This window comes from Streptomyces sp. JLSY215 (assembly GCF_059682825.1).
This window is the reverse complement of sequence record NZ_CM185022.1, coordinates 359,114-376,124: the sequence shown is the minus strand read 5'-3', so window position 1 is coordinate 376,124 and position 17,011 is coordinate 359,114. Positions and strand designations below refer to the sequence as shown.

The window sequence follows — 17,011 nt, the reverse complement described above, 5'->3', positions numbered from 1 at the left end:
GCGAGCCTTCGGATACTGAACAGCGCGGAGACGCCGAAGATCCGCCAGTCGCCAGCGGCTGTATCGCCGGGGCGTCGCAGGTTTCCGCTGCTTTCGCCGGAGTCGCGCGGTGCGGGTGTGACACCAACAAGGCCGGCGAGCCGGTCCGGGGCGGTCGGCCGACTCCGATCCGCCAGGGCGCTATGTCCTCATTGCGTAGATACTCTGTGAAGTGTGATCGAGTCTGGACGGCCGCGGATCCGGCGTCGCCACGGCCGGGGGAGGCTTGTGCGACTGTCGCCGGTCATCCTGACCGTCGTCATCGCCAGCCTGGCATACGCCACTCCTCCGGAAGTGGCCTTCAGCCGCCTCCTGCCCGCGGCGCCGGCCCTCGCGGCCGCCATGTGGCCGGTGCTCCCCACCGTCCTGCTGGGGGCGGTCTGCCTATTTCTGATGATCGGCCTCAGCATCGTGTTCCCCGGTCTGGGGACCTGGTGGACGGCTGGGGGGATCATCGCGGTCACCGTGGCGGCCGCGTACGGAAGCCATGTCCGGCTCCAGCGGGAGCGGACCCTCTTTCAGGTGCGGCTCGTCGCCGACGCGGCGCAGCAGGTGGTGCTGAGCCCCATGCCGCGCCGCTTCGGGAGCGTCGAGATCGAGTCGCTGTATCTCGCGGCGGCGGCGGAGGCCCGTATCGGTGGGGACTTCTACGAGGTGGTCGACACGCGATTCGGGGTCAGGCTGCTCATCGGTGACGTGCGGGGCAAGGGCCTGCCGGCAGTGGGGGCGGCCGCGGCGATCGTCAACTCTTTCCGGGAGGCGGCCTACGGCGAGGCCGACATGGTCAGCGTCGCGCGCCGACTGGACGCCAGCAGCACCCGCTACAACGCCGCCTTTCCCCCCGAGGGGCCGACGGAGCGGTTCGCCACCGCCCTCCTCGTCGAGATCCCGCACGGGGGCAGGCGTATCGAGATCCTCAACTGCGGACACCCCCCGCCGCTGCTCCTGAACCGCGGGGAGCTCCGTGCCCTCGAGCCCACCACCCCCTCGCCGTTGCTCAACCTCGCGGATCTGATCGGCGATCACTACACCATCGACACCTTCGACTTTGCCCCCGGTGACCTGCTGCTTCTCTATACCGACGGGGTCGCCGAGGCCCGCGCCCGCGACGGCGAGTTCTTCCCGCTGGCGGCCTGGATGCGCCGACAGCCCCCGACGCCGCCCCGCGAGCTGCTCACGGCTCTGCACCGCGACCTTCTCCACTACAGCAGGGGACGACTGGACGACGACATCGCCGCCCTCGCGGTGCGCCTGTGTGAACCCTCGGAGTAGGCCCGTGCATGTGCGGCGGCGCCCATCCCGGCGAAGCATGGTGCTCGTGTCGCCTGCCGTTCAGGCTTTGAACGAGTGCAGGTTGGTGGCGGCGAGGGTTTGCTCCGCGTCGTGTGCCTCGAAGGTCCTCATGCGCTGGAAGCCGAGACGGGTGGCGAGCTTGAGTGAACGCTCATTGGCTGTCTGGGTCACTACCAGGACCGGTTGGTCAGGCAGCTCGTCGGCGGCGGCGCGCAACGCGGCCGTGGCAGCCTCGAACGCCAGCCCCGCGCCCCAAACCTCGCGTCGAAGCAGGTAGGTCAGTTCCAGTTCCCCACCCTCGTCGGTGACGTGCCCAGGAAGGTCGGCGGAGCGTCGGTCGATCATGAGCGTCCCGCAGAGCCGGTCGGTCGTCTTGTCGGCAATGACAAACGTGCCGGGACTGTTGGTGACGCTCGTGGTGCCGATCGCATCGAGATACTGCTCGACAGCACTTCGGGGCCTTGGGCCGCCGAGATATAGCCGGACCTGTGGATCGGTCTGGAGTTCGATGAGTCCCTCGCGGTCCACGTCGCGCGCTTTGCGCAGCCGGAGTCGATCCGAGGCGATCTCTGTGGCGGACAGCGTGGGCGACGGGTCCATGGGGTCCATGGGATCCATCCTGGCTGAGAACCTGACGTTCAGCCGCAGCTGCAGCCGCAGCGGCGATGCGCGAATCACGCGCTCGCGCCAAAGCTGCGCCTCGGACCGCCGCGCAGTGGTTAACGCCGATGGCAGACGGCCTCGATGTTGTTCCCATCGGGATCGCGGACAAAGGCGCCGTAGTAGGACTCGTGGTATTCCGGCCAGAGCCGGGGCGCGTGCAGGACCTCGGCACCCACCGCGAGAGCCGCCGCGTAGAAGGCGTCCACGGCGGCGCGGTCGGCCGCGCCGAATGCGATGTGCATCTCACGCGCAGGTGCGGTGTCCGTCGAGGGGACCAGCCACAAAGGGTGGCCCGTGACCCCGAAGCTGATGTTCTCGCCGAACTGCTTCTTCCGCTCGCCGCCCAATGGAGCGAGTACGGCGTCGTAGAAGGCGGCGCTGGCCGCGATGTCCTGCACTTGGATGGCGATATGATCCAGCATGCGTCAACTCTTCACCATCACAGAGAAGTTGTCGCGCAGTTTTCCTTGATCCGGCTGATCTTCGTGGTCACTCGCATGGTGCTGGGTATCGGAATCGGACTGGTCTACGTCACCTTGCAGCACCCGGAGCTCGCTCCCCCGCTGGGCATCGGCAGGGGCGCGGTGGGGCCGTGCGGGATTGCCAGGCCCCTGCAGGCACTTGGTCGGCAGGGGCGCTCTCCGCTCGCCGTCGACTGGCGTGGGCCGACCGTGACAACCACAGTCCGGATTCGCTTCAGATGTCAGCGCAAGATTTCGGCCCGCAATCTCTCATTCGGCGTGGCGATGTCCCAGTAGCGAGCGGTGCCCCGTGCCTTGCTGTAGATGCCTGTCCCGCCGGTGATGGCCATGTCCAGTGGCGAAGTCGTTCCGCTCACCCAGAGCGACTGCATCGTCAGAGAGCCACGTTCGAGTTCTATCGTGAGCACGCACTGCGTCGTGAGTTCTTCGCCATTGATGTGAATGACCTGACATGAACCACCCCCACGTCCGACTTTGCGGCCGTCCCTTATGGCGGTGCCGGAGTAGACATTCATGTCGCCCAAGCTTGGCCCTGCCGGGCCGAGATCACTGGTCGCTTGCTGATCGTTCTGAATCTTGAGTTCGAGGACCTCGGCCTGATTCTTTTCCGGGGTATCGGCGTCTGCGCTGCCCACAGCGCAGACGCCGACCACAGCGGCGACCAGTGATATGGCAAAGAGCTTTCTGAGCTTCGCTCGTCGGCTGCTGTTTCCCCGCTCCCTCTGATGCACGCCGGCGGATCCCTGACTGCTGATGGCCATGGTGATTTCTCCTCGCTGCGATCTCCCTATGCGAACACCGAACGCCGCAACGCTATGACTGGAGAGTCATCTTGTCTAAGATCAATATCGCTATGACGTCATGATTCCGGAGGCATGGTGGAACTGAACTCGCTCCGGCAGTTCCTGGCGGTGGCGCGGTTGGAGCACCTCAGCCGGGCGGCCGACGAACTGCACATCGCACAGCCGTCGCTGAGCCGCACCATCGCCCGGCTGGAGAGGGAATTGGGCGCACCGCTTTTCGACCGGAGCAGTCGGCTCCGGCTGAACGACGCGGGCAAGCTCTTCCGCGATCACGTCGAACGTGCCCTTGGTGAACTCCAGGCCGGACAACGCGCCGTCGCCGAGGCCACCAGCGACGGCCTGGGCACCGTGAGACTGGCGTCGGAAACCTTCCTCACCCTCACCGGCCCGCTGGCGGCCTACAAGCGCGCCCATCCCTCTGTCGAGCTCGAGCTCCACTGGTCGCCGGCCGAGGACATGGCCCGCCGCCTGCGGGGCCAGGATGTCGACCTGTGTGTCGCTTCGCGGCCGATCCACGCCGAGGGCCTGGAGACAGTGCAACTCTTCGACGAGGCGGTGGGGGTGGGCATGCCACTCGATCATCCGCTGGCGGGCCGTACGTCCGTGAGCATCCACGAACTCGCCGACCAGCCCTTCGTCACCGCCCGCCAGGGACACTGGCTACGTCGACTGCTTGATCAACTCTTCGCCGCCCGAGGCCTCACCCCGAGGATCGTCTGCGAAAGCGACGAGCACAGCGCTATCGCGGACCTGATCGGCGCGGGACTCGGCATCGCCCTCGTCCCCTCGTTCGCCCGCGGCAGGGCCGCACGTACCCCCCTCGCCTGGATCCCCGTCGACAGCCCCGACTGCCGTCGCACGGTAACCCTGTGCTGGGGCGCCGGCAGCCACCTGTCGACCGCCGCCCGGCTGATGCGCACCACCATCACCAGCTGGAACTGGAGCACAGGCGAGCCCGGGGAGGAACGCTGACGACCTGTTGCGGCCACGGTTGACCCGCGCTGGTCTCCCGCTCCATGCCGCAGTCGGTGAAGGCCGTCTGCTGGACCGTCCCCTGCCGAGGTGGGGGTGAGGCCGGTGGGCCGTGCGGCCGACGATGTCGCAGAGCACGGGCATGCCGCGGGGGAGGCCCGGTTCGCGCGGGCGCCATCGGAAGCCGATCTGGCGTGTCGTCAGGAGAGCCTTTCTGGCGGCAAGCTGACTCCTCATGGTGGACTCGGGTAGGGGAGCCCTCGGAATGCCTGCCCCCACACGCGCTATGCCGTTGAGGGTTAAACACTGTCGCTGAAGGCTGATGATCAGTAGGTTTGCGCCATCATGAGGACGCGAATTCTGAGGTTCGGCTTGTACGCGGACGAGCCGGGGCTGGCCTGGGTCGGAGAAATAGTCGACCGGACCGTGGCTTTCCGGAGCGCCCGGATCGTCAAGACGGATGTTGCACGCACCTATCCTGACAGCGACCTGACGACCGCCGAGATGTACGACCTTCTGGCGGAACAGTGGGCCTTCGAACACCCTGGCCAGAACAGCGGCGAGCGGGAAGCGGTTGAGCTGCGCGTCCATCTGACGTGTTCCCTGCGGACATGGCGAGCGATTCGCAAGGCCGTGATCAAGACGCTGTGTCCGGAAGGAATGGCGCCCCACGCGTGCCGCGTTCCATGGTGCGCCGCCTGAGCTGGTGGACGGCCCGGCTGTCGCGCAGGGTGGGCGCCGGGTTCCACTGCTCGGCGAAGCGGTGAGCTGTGGTTCTCACTGAACTTGGCGGTGTCTCACGAACTTGACGGCCCACTTGGCGGATCCGCCGTCTTCGTGAGACGGCGTGCGGTGCGTCATCGATCGTCGTCGATCTGATGCTTCACAGCCGACGGACGCGCAGCACGCCGGTCAGCATCGGGAGAGTGAACTCGCCGCGGGCGGTCTCCGGTCTACCGGCGAGGAATGCGCGGATCCGGTCCAGCGTGGCTTCTTGCTCCTGTTCCGGCATGACGAGCATCCCCGCGCGCGTCGCGATGGTCGCGGCGAGGGAGTCGGCGGTGCGGCGCTGCCCGTGCGGGAACTCGGCCTGCTCCGGCGAGCCGAACCGGGCGGCCACGCCAGTCTTGGGAAGGTGCATGCCGGCCGTCTCGGCGCGCCAGCTGGTGGGCGTGTCACGCGGGCCGATGGCCGCGCTCCCGCCGACCCGCGCGAGCCCGGCAACCCACTCGACCCGGTCGTCCATGAGGTTCCACAGGCCGGCCAGGATGCCGCTGGGCGCGAGGACCCTGGCGATCTCCGGACCCGCGATGGCCATGTCGAACCAATGCATCGCGTTGCCGGCCAGTACGGCATCGACAGAAGCGTCCGGTAGCGGGATCGCCTCGGCACTGCCCGGTAGGGCACGGACTTCCGGCAGTGAGCGGCGCAGCTCGGTCAGCATCCCCGGGTCGGGCTCGACTGCGATGACTTCGGCACCCAGTGCGACAAGCGTGGCGGTCAGCTTGCCGGTTCCGGCACCGAGGTCGAGCACGCGCGGGCCGGACGCGGGCTCGAGCGCCCAGCGCACCGCGGCCTGCGCGTAGTCCGGACGGTGTTCGGCGTATGCGACCGCCGCTGCGCCGAATGACGAGGCGTGACGTACCCGTTCGTCCTGATCCACGCGGTGACGCTATCGGCGCTGCCGATGGTCGGCCACCCCGCCTCACCACTTCCGCGACGGCAACCCGACAGCGTCGGAGCGACCGACCGCAGAACGTCCTGCGTGATGCTGGGCGGCCGATCACTGTGAGCCGTGAGCCGTGAGCCGTGAGCCGGTATCTCTGGAGTGATCCGCCTCACACGCTGTCACACGGATCGGCCCTGCGGCGTCTTGTGGGCGAACCGCTTGAGATGAGGGAGAGATCATGGCTGAGAACACCCATGTGGTGGTGATCGGCGGCGGATACGCCGGCGTCATGGCTGCCAATCGCCTGACGCGGCGCGACGACGTGACCGTAACGCTGATCAACCCGCGCCCGGTCTTCGTTCACCGGGTCCGCCTGCACCAGCTGGTGGGCGGGTCCGACGACGCGGTCGTCGACTACCGAGAGGTCCTGGCCGAGGGCGTGCGGCTGGTGGTCGACACCGTGGCACGGATCGATGCGGCCGAGCGCGGTGTGACGCTGGCGTCGGGCGGCACGGTCGGCTACGACTACCTCATCTACGCGGTGGGCAGCGGCAGCGCCGACCCACATGTGCCCGGAGCGGCCGAGTACGCCTACCCGATCGCCGTCCTGGAGGAGGCGCAGCGACTGCGGCCTGTTCTCGACGCCGTGCCCGCGACGGCCCCGGTGACCGTTGTCGGAGCCGGTCCGACCGGTATCGAGACCGCCGCCGAGCTGGCGGAGGCCGGTCGGGCCGTGACCCTGGTCTGCGGCGGGGTGCTCGGTCCGTACCTGCACGCCCGTGGTCGGCGTTCGGTGGCCGGGCGGCTGGCGGCGCTCGGAGTGACCGTGCTCGAAGGCTCCGACGCGAAGGTGACGGGGGTGACCCGCGATGCCGTGCGGCTCGGTGAGGGCCGCGAGCTGCCGAGCCAGGTGACCATCTGGACGGCCGGATTCGGCGTGCCGGGCCTGGCCGTGCGCAGCGGGCTGAGCACCGACGCCCTGGGCCGTCTGCTCACGGACGAGACGCTGACCAGCGTGGACGATGAGCGCATCGTCGCGGCCGGGGACTCGGCGGCACCGTCCGGCCTGCCGCTGCGGATGAGTTGCCAGGCCGCGATGCCCCTGGGCGCGCGGGCCGCCGACACGGTGCTCAGTCGGCTCGCGAGTGAGCAACCCGCGCCCCTCAACCAGGCGTTCGTCGGCCAGTGCATCAGCCTGGGCCGACGCGCCGGCATCTTCCAGTTCGCCAACCGGTCCGACCACGCGGTGTGGTTCAACATCGACGGTCGCCTGGGCGCCAGGCTCAAGGAGACCGTGTGCAAAGGCGTCGTCAAGCACCTGGCGGAAGAGGCGCACAAGCCGGGTGCGTACCGCTTGCACCGCATCCCGGGAGGTGCCGAGCGCCGGCAACTGCTGCAGACCGAGCGCCACGAGGCGGTGGCTCCGGCCGAACGGGCCGGCCAGGTACCTTCCGGCGGACCAAGGCCTAGGTGAGGTCGAGTTCGCCTACGCGCTGGTCTCCGCTCATCTCTCCGGTGAGCCGGAATCCGAGTGTGCGGTAGAAGGCTTCGGGGCCGTCGTCGCCGGGGTGCCAGCAGGTTGTCAGGCGGGTGCCGCCGCGTCGGCGGATCTCGGTGGCCACTGCTTGGACGGCGAAGCGGCCGTAGCCGCGGCCTTGTTCCCCGGCTGCGATGTTCAGGCGCCACAGGCCGGAGCGGACGTCGGTGCGGGTGCCGTCACCGGCGAAGTCGATGTCGAAGAAGGCCATCAGGAAGCCGACGAGTCGGTCGCCGTCAAAGATGAGCCGGGGCCAGGCGACGCCGGGATGTACGTACGCCTCGGCGAGGGACTTGACGACCGGAGCGACCAGATGGTCTTGGCCGGACCGTACCTTCAGGGCGATCGCGGCGTCGAAGTTGCCGGGGGTGATCTTCTCCAAGCGGGGCGACGTGGTCATGCGGGAAGGGTAGAGGCGCAGGTCAGCAGGGCAAACCGGATTTCGGTGTCGTGGGGCGGGGTGCGCAGCGGATCCCGCGGCCCTGGCCGGTGTGACGCAGCCCTCAGGCTGTGGTCCACGGGGTGCCCGCCACCGTGGCGGCGGGCACCCCCGGCCCAACGTCCCCCTCACGGCTCGGGCTTGGGCAGAAGCAGCTTGAGCCGCGCCCACTCCCGGTTCGTCGAATCTCCCCGCCCCATGGCGGAGTCTCCCCGCCCCATGGCCGAGTCTCCCCGCCCCACGGCCGAGCCCACAATCCGGCCCCGCTGGAGTCGCAGGATCCGCCGGACAGGGCTAGGCGGAGGGGATCCATTCGCTGGCCGTGGTGACCTCGTCGAGGATGTCCGGCAGCGGCTCGACGCCGAGTCCCGGGCCGGTCGGGACCTTCAGGTGGCCGTCGGCGAGCACGAACGGCGGCGTGATGTCCGTGGCGAAGTAGCGGTGGGAACCGGAGGTGTCGCCGGGGAGGGTGAAGCCGGGCAGTGCGGCGAGGGCGATGTTGGCGGCGCGTCCGATGCCGGTCTCCAGCATGCCGCCGCACCAGACCGGGATGCCGTGGGCCCGCGCGATGTCGTGGATGCGGCGGGCTTCCAGATAGCCGCCGACGCGAGGCGGCTTGATGTTGATGACGGAGCAGGCGCCGAGGGAGATCGCCGCGGCCGCGTGCGCGGCGGACTCGATGGATTCGTCCAGGCAGATCGGAGTGCGCAGCATTTTGGCGAGCTGGGCGTGTTGGACCATGTCGTCGTTGGCAAGGGGCTGTTCGATCAGGAGCAGGCCGAAGTCGTCGAGTTTGGCGAGGTGCTGGGCGTCCACGAGGGTGTAGGCGGCGTTGGCGTCGACCTGTAGGAGCAGGTCGTCGCCGAAGCGTTCGCGGACCGCGCGCACCGGCTCGATGTCCCAGCCGGGTTCGATCTTCAGCTTGATCCGGACGTAACCCTCGGCGACATAGCGCTCGACGGCGTCCAGGAGTTCGGGGAGGGAGTCCATGATGCCGACCGACACCCCGCAGGGGACGCGGTCCCGCGCCGCGCCGAAAGACGATCCGAAGGACTCTCCCGTCGTGCGGAGCTGGGCGTCCAGCACCGCCGTCTCCAGCGCGGACTTTGCCATGTGGTGTCCGGTGAAGGGCCCGAGTATCCGTCCCACCGTGGCGGCGTCCACGCCGTCCTTCGGCAGGGCGGGGATGAGGAACCTCCGCAGGACGTCCTGGGCACCGTCGACGTACTCGGAGCAGTAGCGGGGCTCGGACATGGCCGCGCATTCGCCCCAGCCCTCTCCTTCGGAGGTGACGACGCGCACGAGCAGCACATCGCGGCTGGTCTCGACGCCGAAGGAGGTGCGGAACGGTGCGACGAGCGGCATCGCGATCCGGCGCAGTTCGATGCCGGAGATCTTCAGTGCGGTCACGGGGTGCTCCTGGTGGGTGTGCGTGGGGGCAGGGGGGAGGTGGTGGTGCGGTGGAGGACGTAGCTGCGCCGGTTGTGGAACCCGACCACCTGTGCTCCCTCGTCGAGCAGGCCGCCGAGGGTGTGCCGTACGGCCAGCCGCCAGGCACGGGCGGCCGGGGCGTCCTTGCGGCGCAGGGCCTCGATGTCGTCGGGCAGGTCGATCAGGACGGTGTCGGCGTCGGTGGAACCGAGTTCGGGATGGCCGCCCTGGTTGCGGACGCCGTGCACGGCATCGACGGGTATCTCGAAGACGCTGTGGTCCTGTCGTTCTGCGGAGGTCCGCCTTGGCGCGGACAGGCCCCAGGCGGTCAGGACGCGGTCGGACTCGTCGCCGCCGTTGATGGCGTCGTCCATGGCTCCGTAGAAGGACTGCAGGTACTCCTCGGGGCGTGCGCCGAGTTTGGTGAGGTTGAAGTGGGCGTTGCGGCGGATGAGCGGGTCGTAGGTCCAGGTGATCCGCTTCAGCCCGTGGGCCAGGGCCCACTGCCGTTGGTGGAGTTTGAGGGCCAGTCCGATGCCGCGGCCCATGGCGGCGCCGGTGATGTGGGAGTGCAGAGTGGTGCCTGTGGGGTGGCCGAAGAAGGCGACGGATCCTCCCACCAGCCGGCCGTCGTCGTATGCCGCGGCCACGTAGTTCCCGGCGTGGGCCAGGGCGCGCATGACCTCGGCGGAGACGGGCGCGCTGTCAGGGGCCGTGCCCCAGATGTCGGCAAGGAGGCGGCAGACGCCGTTGAACTCCCGCATGTGGTGCAGCTCTCGGATGTCGAGTCCGCTCATTGCAGCGCTCCGACGAGGTGGGCCAGCAGCTGGGCACGGACCGGCATCTCCGCGGTGACGACGTGTTCGTGGTCGGCGTGTGCGCCGTCGCCGACGGCGCCGAGGCCGTCGAGGGTGGGACAGCCGGCTCCCGCGGTGTAGTTGCCGTCGGATGCTCCGCCGACGGCCGCCTGCCGCAGGGGAGCCATGCCGAGCCGCGGGGCCAGTTCGGCGGCGAGGGCGAACAGCTTCCGGGAGGCATCGGTGTCCAGGGGAGGACGGTTCGGCCCGCCCCCGATTTCCAGGCGGGCGCCGGGGACCTGCGGCCGCAGTGTTCTGAGGAGACCGTCGACCAACTCCTGCGCCGCGGCGTTGGGGACACGCACATCGACGCTCAGGTCGGCGCGGGCGGGAACGGTGTTGTTCGCCGTGCCCGCCGACAGCAGCGTGGGCGTGACCGTCGTCCCCGGCCCGGTGCGCGTGGTGACCGTGTCGGCGATGCCTTGCAGGGCGAGGAGCTGATGGGCGATTTCCCTCGCCGCGTTGACGCCCTTCTCGGGTTCCAGCCCGGAGTGGGCGGCGCGGCCGTGGACGGTGATCTCGTAGGCCGATACGCCCTTGCGGCCGGTCTTCAGCGCCCCGCCGGGAGCCGAGGGTTCCAGGACGAAGGTGGCCACGCACTGGCGCGCCACTTCCTCGATGAGCGGGCGGGACGTGGCCGAACCGACCTCTTCGTCGCCCGTGACGAGTATGCAGACGCCGTCGAGGGTGGGAAGGGAGGCCAGTGCGTGGAACATCTGGACGAGGCCGGCCTTCATGTCGAAGACGCCGGGACCACGCGCGATGCCCTGCTTCACCGACCAGGGATGGGTCTTGAGGGAGCCGATGGGCCAGACGGTGTCGTGGTGGCCCAGGAGCAGGATGCGCGGGATCCCGAAGCTCCACTGGACGTGGGAGACGCCGCCGGTCACCAGCGTCCGGTGCCTGGCTCCGAGCAGGCGGCTTCCCTGCTCGCCGACGACCTGGGCACTGCGGGAGACCGCCGCGTGGTCGGCGGAGTACGACTCGCACGACACCAGTTCTTCGAGGTCGGTGAGCATGGCGTCGAGGCCCGCCGGGGGTTGCGTCGGCGCGGGGTGGGATGCGTGGTCAGCCTGCACGAGTGAGTCCTCCAGAGTGGGATGACCGCCACGCTAAGCAGGCCGCACGCAGGGGGGTTGGTACGGACGGCACAACGTGGGGCGCCGATTCGTACCGCGCGACCAATCCGCTGCGAACGCGCTGCCCGGCGGGTCGTCCGACCTGCCGGGCAGCGGTGTGCGGGAAGCGGCTGACCTCGTACCGGGGCCGTCAGCCGGCCGACACGGCGGCGGGGCCAGTGCCTTCGGTGCGCTCCCCGTCGTCGTCCTGCAAGCCCGTCAGCCGCAGTTGCAGCATCGCGGCGAACCGGGCGGACGGGTCCTGGAGGTCCAGCTGCCCCACCTCGGCCACTCGGCGGATCCGGTACCGGAAGGTGTTGGGGTGGACGAACACGCTCGCGGAGGCCGCGATCACGTCACCGAAGGCATCCAGCCACGCCCGCAGCGTCTCGACGAGGTGGGCGTTGTGCTTGGCGTCGTACGCCACCAGCCGGGCGAGGGGGCCGGAGAGCTCGTCGCGGTGGGCGACGGAGAGGTCCCGCATTTCGATCAGGAGGGCGTCGACGTACACGTCGGCGATCGAGGCGACGCGCCGGTCCGCCCGGCCGCTGCACAGCACGCGCAGCGCCCGGTCCGCATTGGCCCGGGAGCGGGCGAGGGCGGAGGGCTCCTGGGCCACCGAGCCGATCCCGATGACGGCGCCCTCCCTGGCACCGGTGCGCTCAAGGAAGTTCGCCGCCACCTGCACAGCGCGATCCCGGGCGTGCGCGCAGTCGCCCGGAACCGGAAAGAGGGCGTACGCCACGTCGCCGAGCAGCGCCACCGCGGAACGCGGCTGGACAGCGGTGAGATGCACGGCGAGAGCACTCGCCAGGCGCTGGCGCTCCGCCGTGAGGTGGGCATGGTCCGCGCCCTGAGAGGGGTGCAGCCCCATGGCCACGACCACGGTGGGGTCGTTCACCAGCCCCAGCCGCCCGAGCGCCTCGACCGCCCCGGCCCCGCCTTCCAGCGCCGTCATGACAAGGTCGGCGCGCAGCCGGTTCTCGGCGTCGGTGCCCGCACGGAACCGGAGCATGTGGAGCGCGACGAGCTTCGCCGCCTCCTGGAACGCCCGCTCCCGCTCCGGGGTGAGCGGTTGCCGCAACGTCGCCCACACGGAACCCAGGATCTCGTCGCCCGCACGCACCGCGATGGCCACGCGCGGCAGGGCGACCTCGTCACCGACGGTCGGCGGAGGAATCTGCACGGGGCCCTCGGTTCGGTACAGCTCCTTGAAGACGCCGTGCTCCTCGTGGATGCGTACATAGCGCTCGGGCACCTGCCGGGCCAGGATGCTCGCCACGCGCGGCGGGTCCGCCTCGTCCTGCCGGCCGGAGAAGGCCAGGATGCGCGAGCGGCGGTCCTCGATGGTGACGGGGGCGTCCATCAGGGTGGCTATCGCGTTCGCCAGGGCGAAGAGGTCCCCGGACGGCACCCCACCCAGGGTCTGTTCTCCCGCATCGCCGACGTCTCCTTCGGAGAGCAGGGTGCGCAGCATCGCCGCCAGCTGGGCCCAGGAGGCTCCGCGGGTCAGGGCGAGCAGGGCCACACCGGTCTCGGCCACGACGGACGCGAGTCCCTCGCCCTCGTCGACGGGACCGCGCACGACGAGAGCGGCGGCACGATGAACGGCCAGATGCCGCAGGAGCTGGGCGATCTGCCCGGCTCCGTGGACGCCGATGCCGAGCACGACGGCGTGCTGCGGGTGGTGCTGCTCGTCGTGCGGATCGTGGATGCCGACGCCGCCGATCTCTCCGGCCGCCTCAGGGTCACCGTGGACCAGGTCCAGGAGCGTGGGCCCGAAGTCCTCGAGCACCCGGCTCAAGCTTCTGGCGGGGTGCGCCGACATGTGCCTGATCATCTCCGCAGGTTAGGACTCGGGAAGCCCTGCGAGGTTGGTGAACGCGGACGAGAATACGCGACCGTTTTCGTCGCCCGGAACGAATTCCTCCGGATCTCGCCTCCGCGGCCGGGACGGGGCAGCTTCCACCGGCACTCCGCTGGAGTCGACGAACGGCAGCACATGCCAGGCCGCGCCGCTGACCTGCGGGATCTCCGTACAGGCGGCGATGACCGCCTGCGTGATGTTCCTGGCAGCGGCGACCGCTCCACGGTAAGGCGGTGACCGCATGGGGCAGGCGCGGACCGGTGTCCCCCGTATCCGGCGGGCCCTCGGCTTGATCACGGCTCCGGAGTGCGCTCCGGTACGGCGCCCGTGCGTCGATCGCCCGGGGGCGACCCATGGTGGAGGCCCCCTGGTGACGGGTGGCCTCCACCAATTCCGGTCAGCTCGTGTAGAAGCGCCTGACCGCCTTGAGGAATTCCTTCTCGCTCAGCTGTCCGTCGCTGTCACCGTCGAGCGTCGCGAAATAGGTAGCTGCCTCGGCGGCGGACATGCACAGGAAGTCGGCCGCGTGGAGAAACTCGTCCTGGCTGATGGTGCCGTCGTCGTCGCGATCGAGGACGGCGAAGAGGGACTGGCACACCTCGCCCTTGCCCGGGCGGTGCGGCGAGCGGAACTCGGGGGAGGTGCGGGTGGTCACGTACTCGTCCGAGGTCAGGCCCCCATCGCCGTCGGCGTCCCCCAGGGAGAGGAAGGAGGCCCACTGGGTCTCGTTCGCCCGGATCAGGGCCTGCGCCTTGGGGGCGTCCTCGGGGATGTCGAGGGCGGCGAGGAGCTTGCGAGGGGCGCGCAGGAAGTCGGTGAGATCGACGACTCCGTCGCCGTCGGCGTCCATGCGCTGGAATTCTTCAACGATCGCGGCCTGTGCGTTGTTGCCGCTAGTGGTCATACCACCGCAGCCTGCCAGTTGCGGGTTCCGGCACGGGGCTACTCGGCGGCCGGCTCCCCCTCACGGGTGATCGGAGACGTGCACGTACTTGGACGCCGTCGGCACCATGACGAGAAATGGCGTGTTGGCTGAGGAATGCCCATCGATGCCGGCCGGTGCCCGTTCGACCGCGGCGAACAGGCTGTCGCGCGACGGTGTCGGGCCGTTGTGCAGACGGCCCGACACCGGGGTGCGGTCAGTCGTAGGAGAGCGAGGGTGCCGTCGGGTTACCGAGAGAGGAGTCCTCCGGTGCCGCTGGTGCGGCGGCCCCGACGGTTTCCCGGCGGGCGGTGGCGGTGCCGGACGGCGATGTCACCGCCGGTCGGGTCACTCGGTGTGCAGGACCACCCGTCCGTAGCGGGGGCGGGAGCCGCTGACCGGGATCGTCAGGGGTGCGACATCCTCGGCAGGCGCTTCGAGCGGGACGGGGGTCAGGACGACCGGGGGGACGCCGGTGCCGTCCCACAGTCCCTGTTCGCGCAGGTGGCTGAGATGCTCGGTGACGTCGAAGCTGAAGCTGAGGCCGCTGCCACCGTGGTGGTTGATGTCACCACCGATCGCGCCGAAGAAGTCGAGGTGGCCGATGAAGTAGGGGCTGTCCGGACCGAGGTCGTCCTGGGTGCCGCCGGCGCCCAGCAGGACACGGTAGGTGGTGCCGGGCGACTGGTCCGCGGTCACGTCGCTGATGGTGAGGAGGGCCCGCTGCGGGGTATCGATCCGCGCGGCCAGGGTCAGCGCTTCGACCGCACCGTTGTGGGACTCGATCGGGACGGTGTGCGGGGCGGCCCCCAGTTCCGCCGCTTCCGCGTGGCCGACCACCTGGCTCTCGGAGCGGGCGAAGGTGCTCACCAGGGGGACGCCGGAGTGGACTTCCTCCGGCGCGGAAGTGGTCCAGACCTCCAGGCTGTCGTACTTGTAGCCGAGGGCCTCGGTGGTGAGCACGTCCTTGGACGTTTTGCTCGCGGGCTTTGCGTCCTTGTCGTGGAAGCTGTGCTGTTTGTTGAGCCAGTCCTCGGATTCGGGATTCTTACGGCCGTTCCCCTGCGCGAGCCAGGCCGGCCACAGCCGGTCGATGTTGGAGTGGTGCAGCCAGAAGATCGGGTCGCGAGGCGAGGTGAAAACGCCCATCCAACCGCCCACGAACAGGTGGATCTTGTTGTGGGGTATCGACTCCAGCTGGCCGAAGTCGGCCTCGTCGTGCGGTGCCTTGTCGCCGGTGTCCTTGCTGCCGAAGTAATCCGGCCGGATACCGGGGAACTCCCTGGTCAGCATGGCCTGGGAGGGGTCGACCAGCTCCCAGGCGACGCCGTATCCGGCATTCGCCGTTTCGCTCCTCTTGATGCCGTCATACAGCGGGTTGTCGACGTACTGAGTATCTACGCCGACCGGTTGTATGCGTGCCGGGATCTTCGGTTGCCGGAATGCCAGCGGGAGCTGACGGTACTTCTTCGATTGCGGCGAGTGGGGTGTGTCCGTCACCCGGGTGTAGTTCCAGTAGGGCAGTGCCCAGTTGTCCGGGCCGCCCAGTCCCTTCACCACCTGGCCCACGATCTGCTCGAAGTAGTAGAGATAGACCCGGTGCCAGGGCAGGAAGAACCATCCGCCGTGCGGGCACTGGTTCCACCCCGGGTTCGGCTTGACTCCGGGACTCAGACCGCGCTCCGGGTCGGGGCTGCCCGAGCCGTGGACATTCGCCTGCCAGCGCCAGCTGCGCGGGTCCTCGTCGTAGTCGTTCATCATCGCCCCGACCGCGTAGGCGTACCAGAGGATGTCCGGGTCCCATTCGCCGTTCTCACCCATCTTCATGTTCGTGATGTCACGGCGTACTCGGAGGTTCTGTTTCTGCATGGCGGTCTCCTTTTCGGAATATGGGGATCTCGGACCCTTGATGTATTTGGCGTACTTGGCGTACTTGGCGTACTTGGCAGCTGGGCAGCGAAAGTCGCGTTCCAGCGGCCGCAACCCAGCCGGTGACTGCCGGCCCTCAGCGCAGGATGCGCACCGCTGCCGCGGTGACGATCAGCGCAGAGCCCATGGCCATCACGGCAGGGAATCCACTGGGGTGGTGCATCAGATGCTCGCGCTGTGCGAGCAAGCCGGCGCTGACCGCGCCGCGCACCAGGACGCCGGCGACGGTACCCATCAGCAGCGCATGGGCCGCTTCGGGTAGCGGCACCACCTGGGCGGCGAGGCCTCCGAGGAGCGGACTGAGACAGGCCAGCCCCAGCCAGATCACCAGTCGTCGGCGACTCTCGGACTTCAGCAAAGCGGTCAACGCGAGCCCTTCACTGCCGGCGTGCACGACGAGCGCCGCAACAACTGCCAGTGACGGCAGAAGCACCAGCGTCATGCCCTCGATCAGGCGGTGCAGGACGAGCGCGGCTGCGGTCCCCCACTCACGAGCCCGACCGCCACGCAACCGGCCCAGCACACCACAACAGGCCGGCACCACCACGAGCCCGACGGCCACCGAGGCGAGAACCGACCACAGCGGCAGCCCCGCCGACCGGGTGTCGCCGACCGCGTGTGGTGCGAGGTCGACAACCGCTAAGGCCAGCAGCACGCCGCAAGCCGCCGAGAGCAACACCGCCCCGTGCCGCGACCAACGTCGTACCGACCATGCCCCGACCAGCGTCCCCACAACGACCAGCAGCAACCCCAGATATGCAGCAGCCTGAAACCCCAGTGGTGCAGCGGCCAACGGTATGCCGTGAGTCGACGACGTACCGGTCACCCTGGTCTCCTTTGCCGAAAGGCCATGGCTTCCAGTACGCCATCCGGTGGCACGCCGGAACACTTTGACACCGCCAATCGGGTGACGTCGGGGTGGGGGAGGGGCACTGCCGCAGGCATCCGTCCGCCAAGGCGATACGGCTGCCGGGGAAGCACACGGTCGAC

At 69.2% G+C, this 17,011-nt stretch carries 17 protein-coding genes; 4 read left to right on the top strand and 13 right to left on the bottom strand.

The window, feature by feature from the left end; genetic code table 11:
• Positions 1–267: 267 nt before the first annotated feature.
• Positions 268–1,311, top strand: a complete 1,044-nt coding sequence (locus AC5677_RS01890; RefSeq protein WP_497193221.1) for a PP2C family protein-serine/threonine phosphatase — start codon at positions 268–270, stop codon at positions 1,309–1,311.
• 60 nt (positions 1,312–1,371) lie between these two features.
• Here AC5677_RS01890 and AC5677_RS01885 read toward each other — a convergent pair whose 3' ends face one another.
• The 3 genes from AC5677_RS01885 to AC5677_RS01875 form a co-directional block, all read right to left on the bottom strand.
• Positions 1,372–1,941, bottom strand: a complete 570-nt coding sequence (locus AC5677_RS01885; protein ID WP_497193220.1) for a GNAT family N-acetyltransferase — start codon at positions 1,939–1,941, stop codon at positions 1,372–1,374.
• Positions 1,942–2,051: 110 nt separating this feature from the next.
• Complete coding sequence (locus AC5677_RS01880; RefSeq protein ID WP_497193219.1) at positions 2,052–2,417, bottom strand: VOC family protein; 366 nt, start codon at positions 2,415–2,417, stop codon at positions 2,052–2,054.
• Between the two features lie 281 nt (positions 2,418–2,698).
• Positions 2,699–3,238 carry an allene oxide cyclase barrel-like domain-containing protein gene (locus AC5677_RS01875; protein ID WP_497193218.1) on the bottom strand — a complete coding sequence of 180 codons (540 nt, stop codon included), beginning with the start codon at positions 3,236–3,238 and terminating at the stop codon, positions 2,699–2,701.
• A 114-nt stretch (positions 3,239–3,352) separates the two neighbouring features.
• Here AC5677_RS01875 and AC5677_RS01870 point away from each other — a divergent pair, with 114 nt between their 5' ends.
• Positions 3,353–4,252, top strand: a complete 900-nt coding sequence (locus tag AC5677_RS01870) for a LysR family transcriptional regulator (protein WP_497193217.1) — start codon at positions 3,353–3,355, stop codon at positions 4,250–4,252.
• Positions 4,253–4,624: 372 nt separating this feature from the next.
• Complete coding sequence (locus AC5677_RS01865; RefSeq protein ID WP_497193216.1) at positions 4,625–4,954, top strand: hypothetical protein; 330 nt, start codon at positions 4,625–4,627, stop codon at positions 4,952–4,954.
• Positions 4,955–5,135: 181 nt separating this feature from the next.
• Here AC5677_RS01865 and AC5677_RS01860 read toward each other — a convergent pair whose 3' ends face one another.
• On the bottom strand, positions 5,136–5,915 hold the full coding sequence (locus tag AC5677_RS01860) for a class I SAM-dependent methyltransferase (protein WP_497193215.1): 780 nt from the start codon (positions 5,913–5,915) through the stop codon (positions 5,136–5,138).
• A 244-nt stretch (positions 5,916–6,159) separates the two neighbouring features.
• Between AC5677_RS01860 and AC5677_RS01855 the strand changes: the two genes are divergently transcribed.
• Positions 6,160–7,395, top strand: coding sequence for an NAD(P)/FAD-dependent oxidoreductase (locus tag AC5677_RS01855; protein WP_497193214.1), 1,236 nt, complete (start codon positions 6,160–6,162; stop codon positions 7,393–7,395).
• On the opposite strand, the gene AC5677_RS01850 is transcribed toward AC5677_RS01855, so the two are convergent.
• The 9 genes from AC5677_RS01850 to AC5677_RS01810 form a co-directional block, all read right to left on the bottom strand.
• Positions 7,388–7,858, bottom strand: a complete 471-nt coding sequence (locus tag AC5677_RS01850; protein WP_497193213.1) for a GNAT family N-acetyltransferase — start codon at positions 7,856–7,858, stop codon at positions 7,388–7,390. The two genes, AC5677_RS01855 and AC5677_RS01850, sit on opposite strands and share 8 nt — an antisense overlap.
• 333 nt (positions 7,859–8,191) lie before the next feature.
• Positions 8,192–9,298 (bottom strand): o-succinylbenzoate synthase, encoded by a 1,107-nt coding sequence (menC, locus tag AC5677_RS01845; protein WP_497196481.1) that lies wholly within the window; start codon positions 9,296–9,298, stop codon positions 8,192–8,194.
• 5 nt (positions 9,299–9,303) lie between these two features.
• Complete coding sequence (locus AC5677_RS01840) at positions 9,304–10,125, bottom strand: GNAT family N-acetyltransferase (protein ID WP_497193212.1); 822 nt, start codon at positions 10,123–10,125, stop codon at positions 9,304–9,306.
• Positions 10,122–11,204, bottom strand: a complete 1,083-nt coding sequence (locus AC5677_RS01835) for a M20 family metallopeptidase (RefSeq protein WP_497196480.1) — start codon at positions 11,202–11,204, stop codon at positions 10,122–10,124. Before AC5677_RS01835 ends, AC5677_RS01840 begins: the two co-directional genes overlap by 4 nt.
• Positions 11,205–11,454: 250 nt before the next feature.
• Positions 11,455–13,131, bottom strand: a complete 1,677-nt coding sequence (locus AC5677_RS01830; RefSeq protein WP_497196479.1) for a PucR family transcriptional regulator — start codon at positions 13,129–13,131, stop codon at positions 11,455–11,457.
• Positions 13,132–13,567: 436 nt separating this feature from the next.
• Positions 13,568–14,074, bottom strand: coding sequence for an EF-hand domain-containing protein (locus AC5677_RS01825; RefSeq protein WP_497193211.1), 507 nt, complete (start codon positions 14,072–14,074; stop codon positions 13,568–13,570).
• Between the two features lie 60 nt (positions 14,075–14,134).
• The gene (locus AC5677_RS01820) at positions 14,135–14,299 is read right to left on the bottom strand and encodes a hypothetical protein (RefSeq protein ID WP_497193210.1); all 165 of its coding nucleotides are present in this window, start codon (positions 14,297–14,299) and stop codon (positions 14,135–14,137) included.
• Between the two features lie 141 nt (positions 14,300–14,440).
• Complete coding sequence (locus tag AC5677_RS01815) at positions 14,441–15,961, bottom strand: tyrosinase family protein (RefSeq protein WP_497193209.1); 1,521 nt, start codon at positions 15,959–15,961, stop codon at positions 14,441–14,443.
• Between the two features lie 136 nt (positions 15,962–16,097).
• Positions 16,098–16,847: a ZIP family metal transporter gene (locus AC5677_RS01810; protein ID WP_497193208.1), complete on the bottom strand. Its 750-nt coding sequence runs from the start codon at positions 16,845–16,847 to the stop codon at positions 16,098–16,100.
• Between the last annotated feature and the right edge of the window lie 164 nt (positions 16,848–17,011).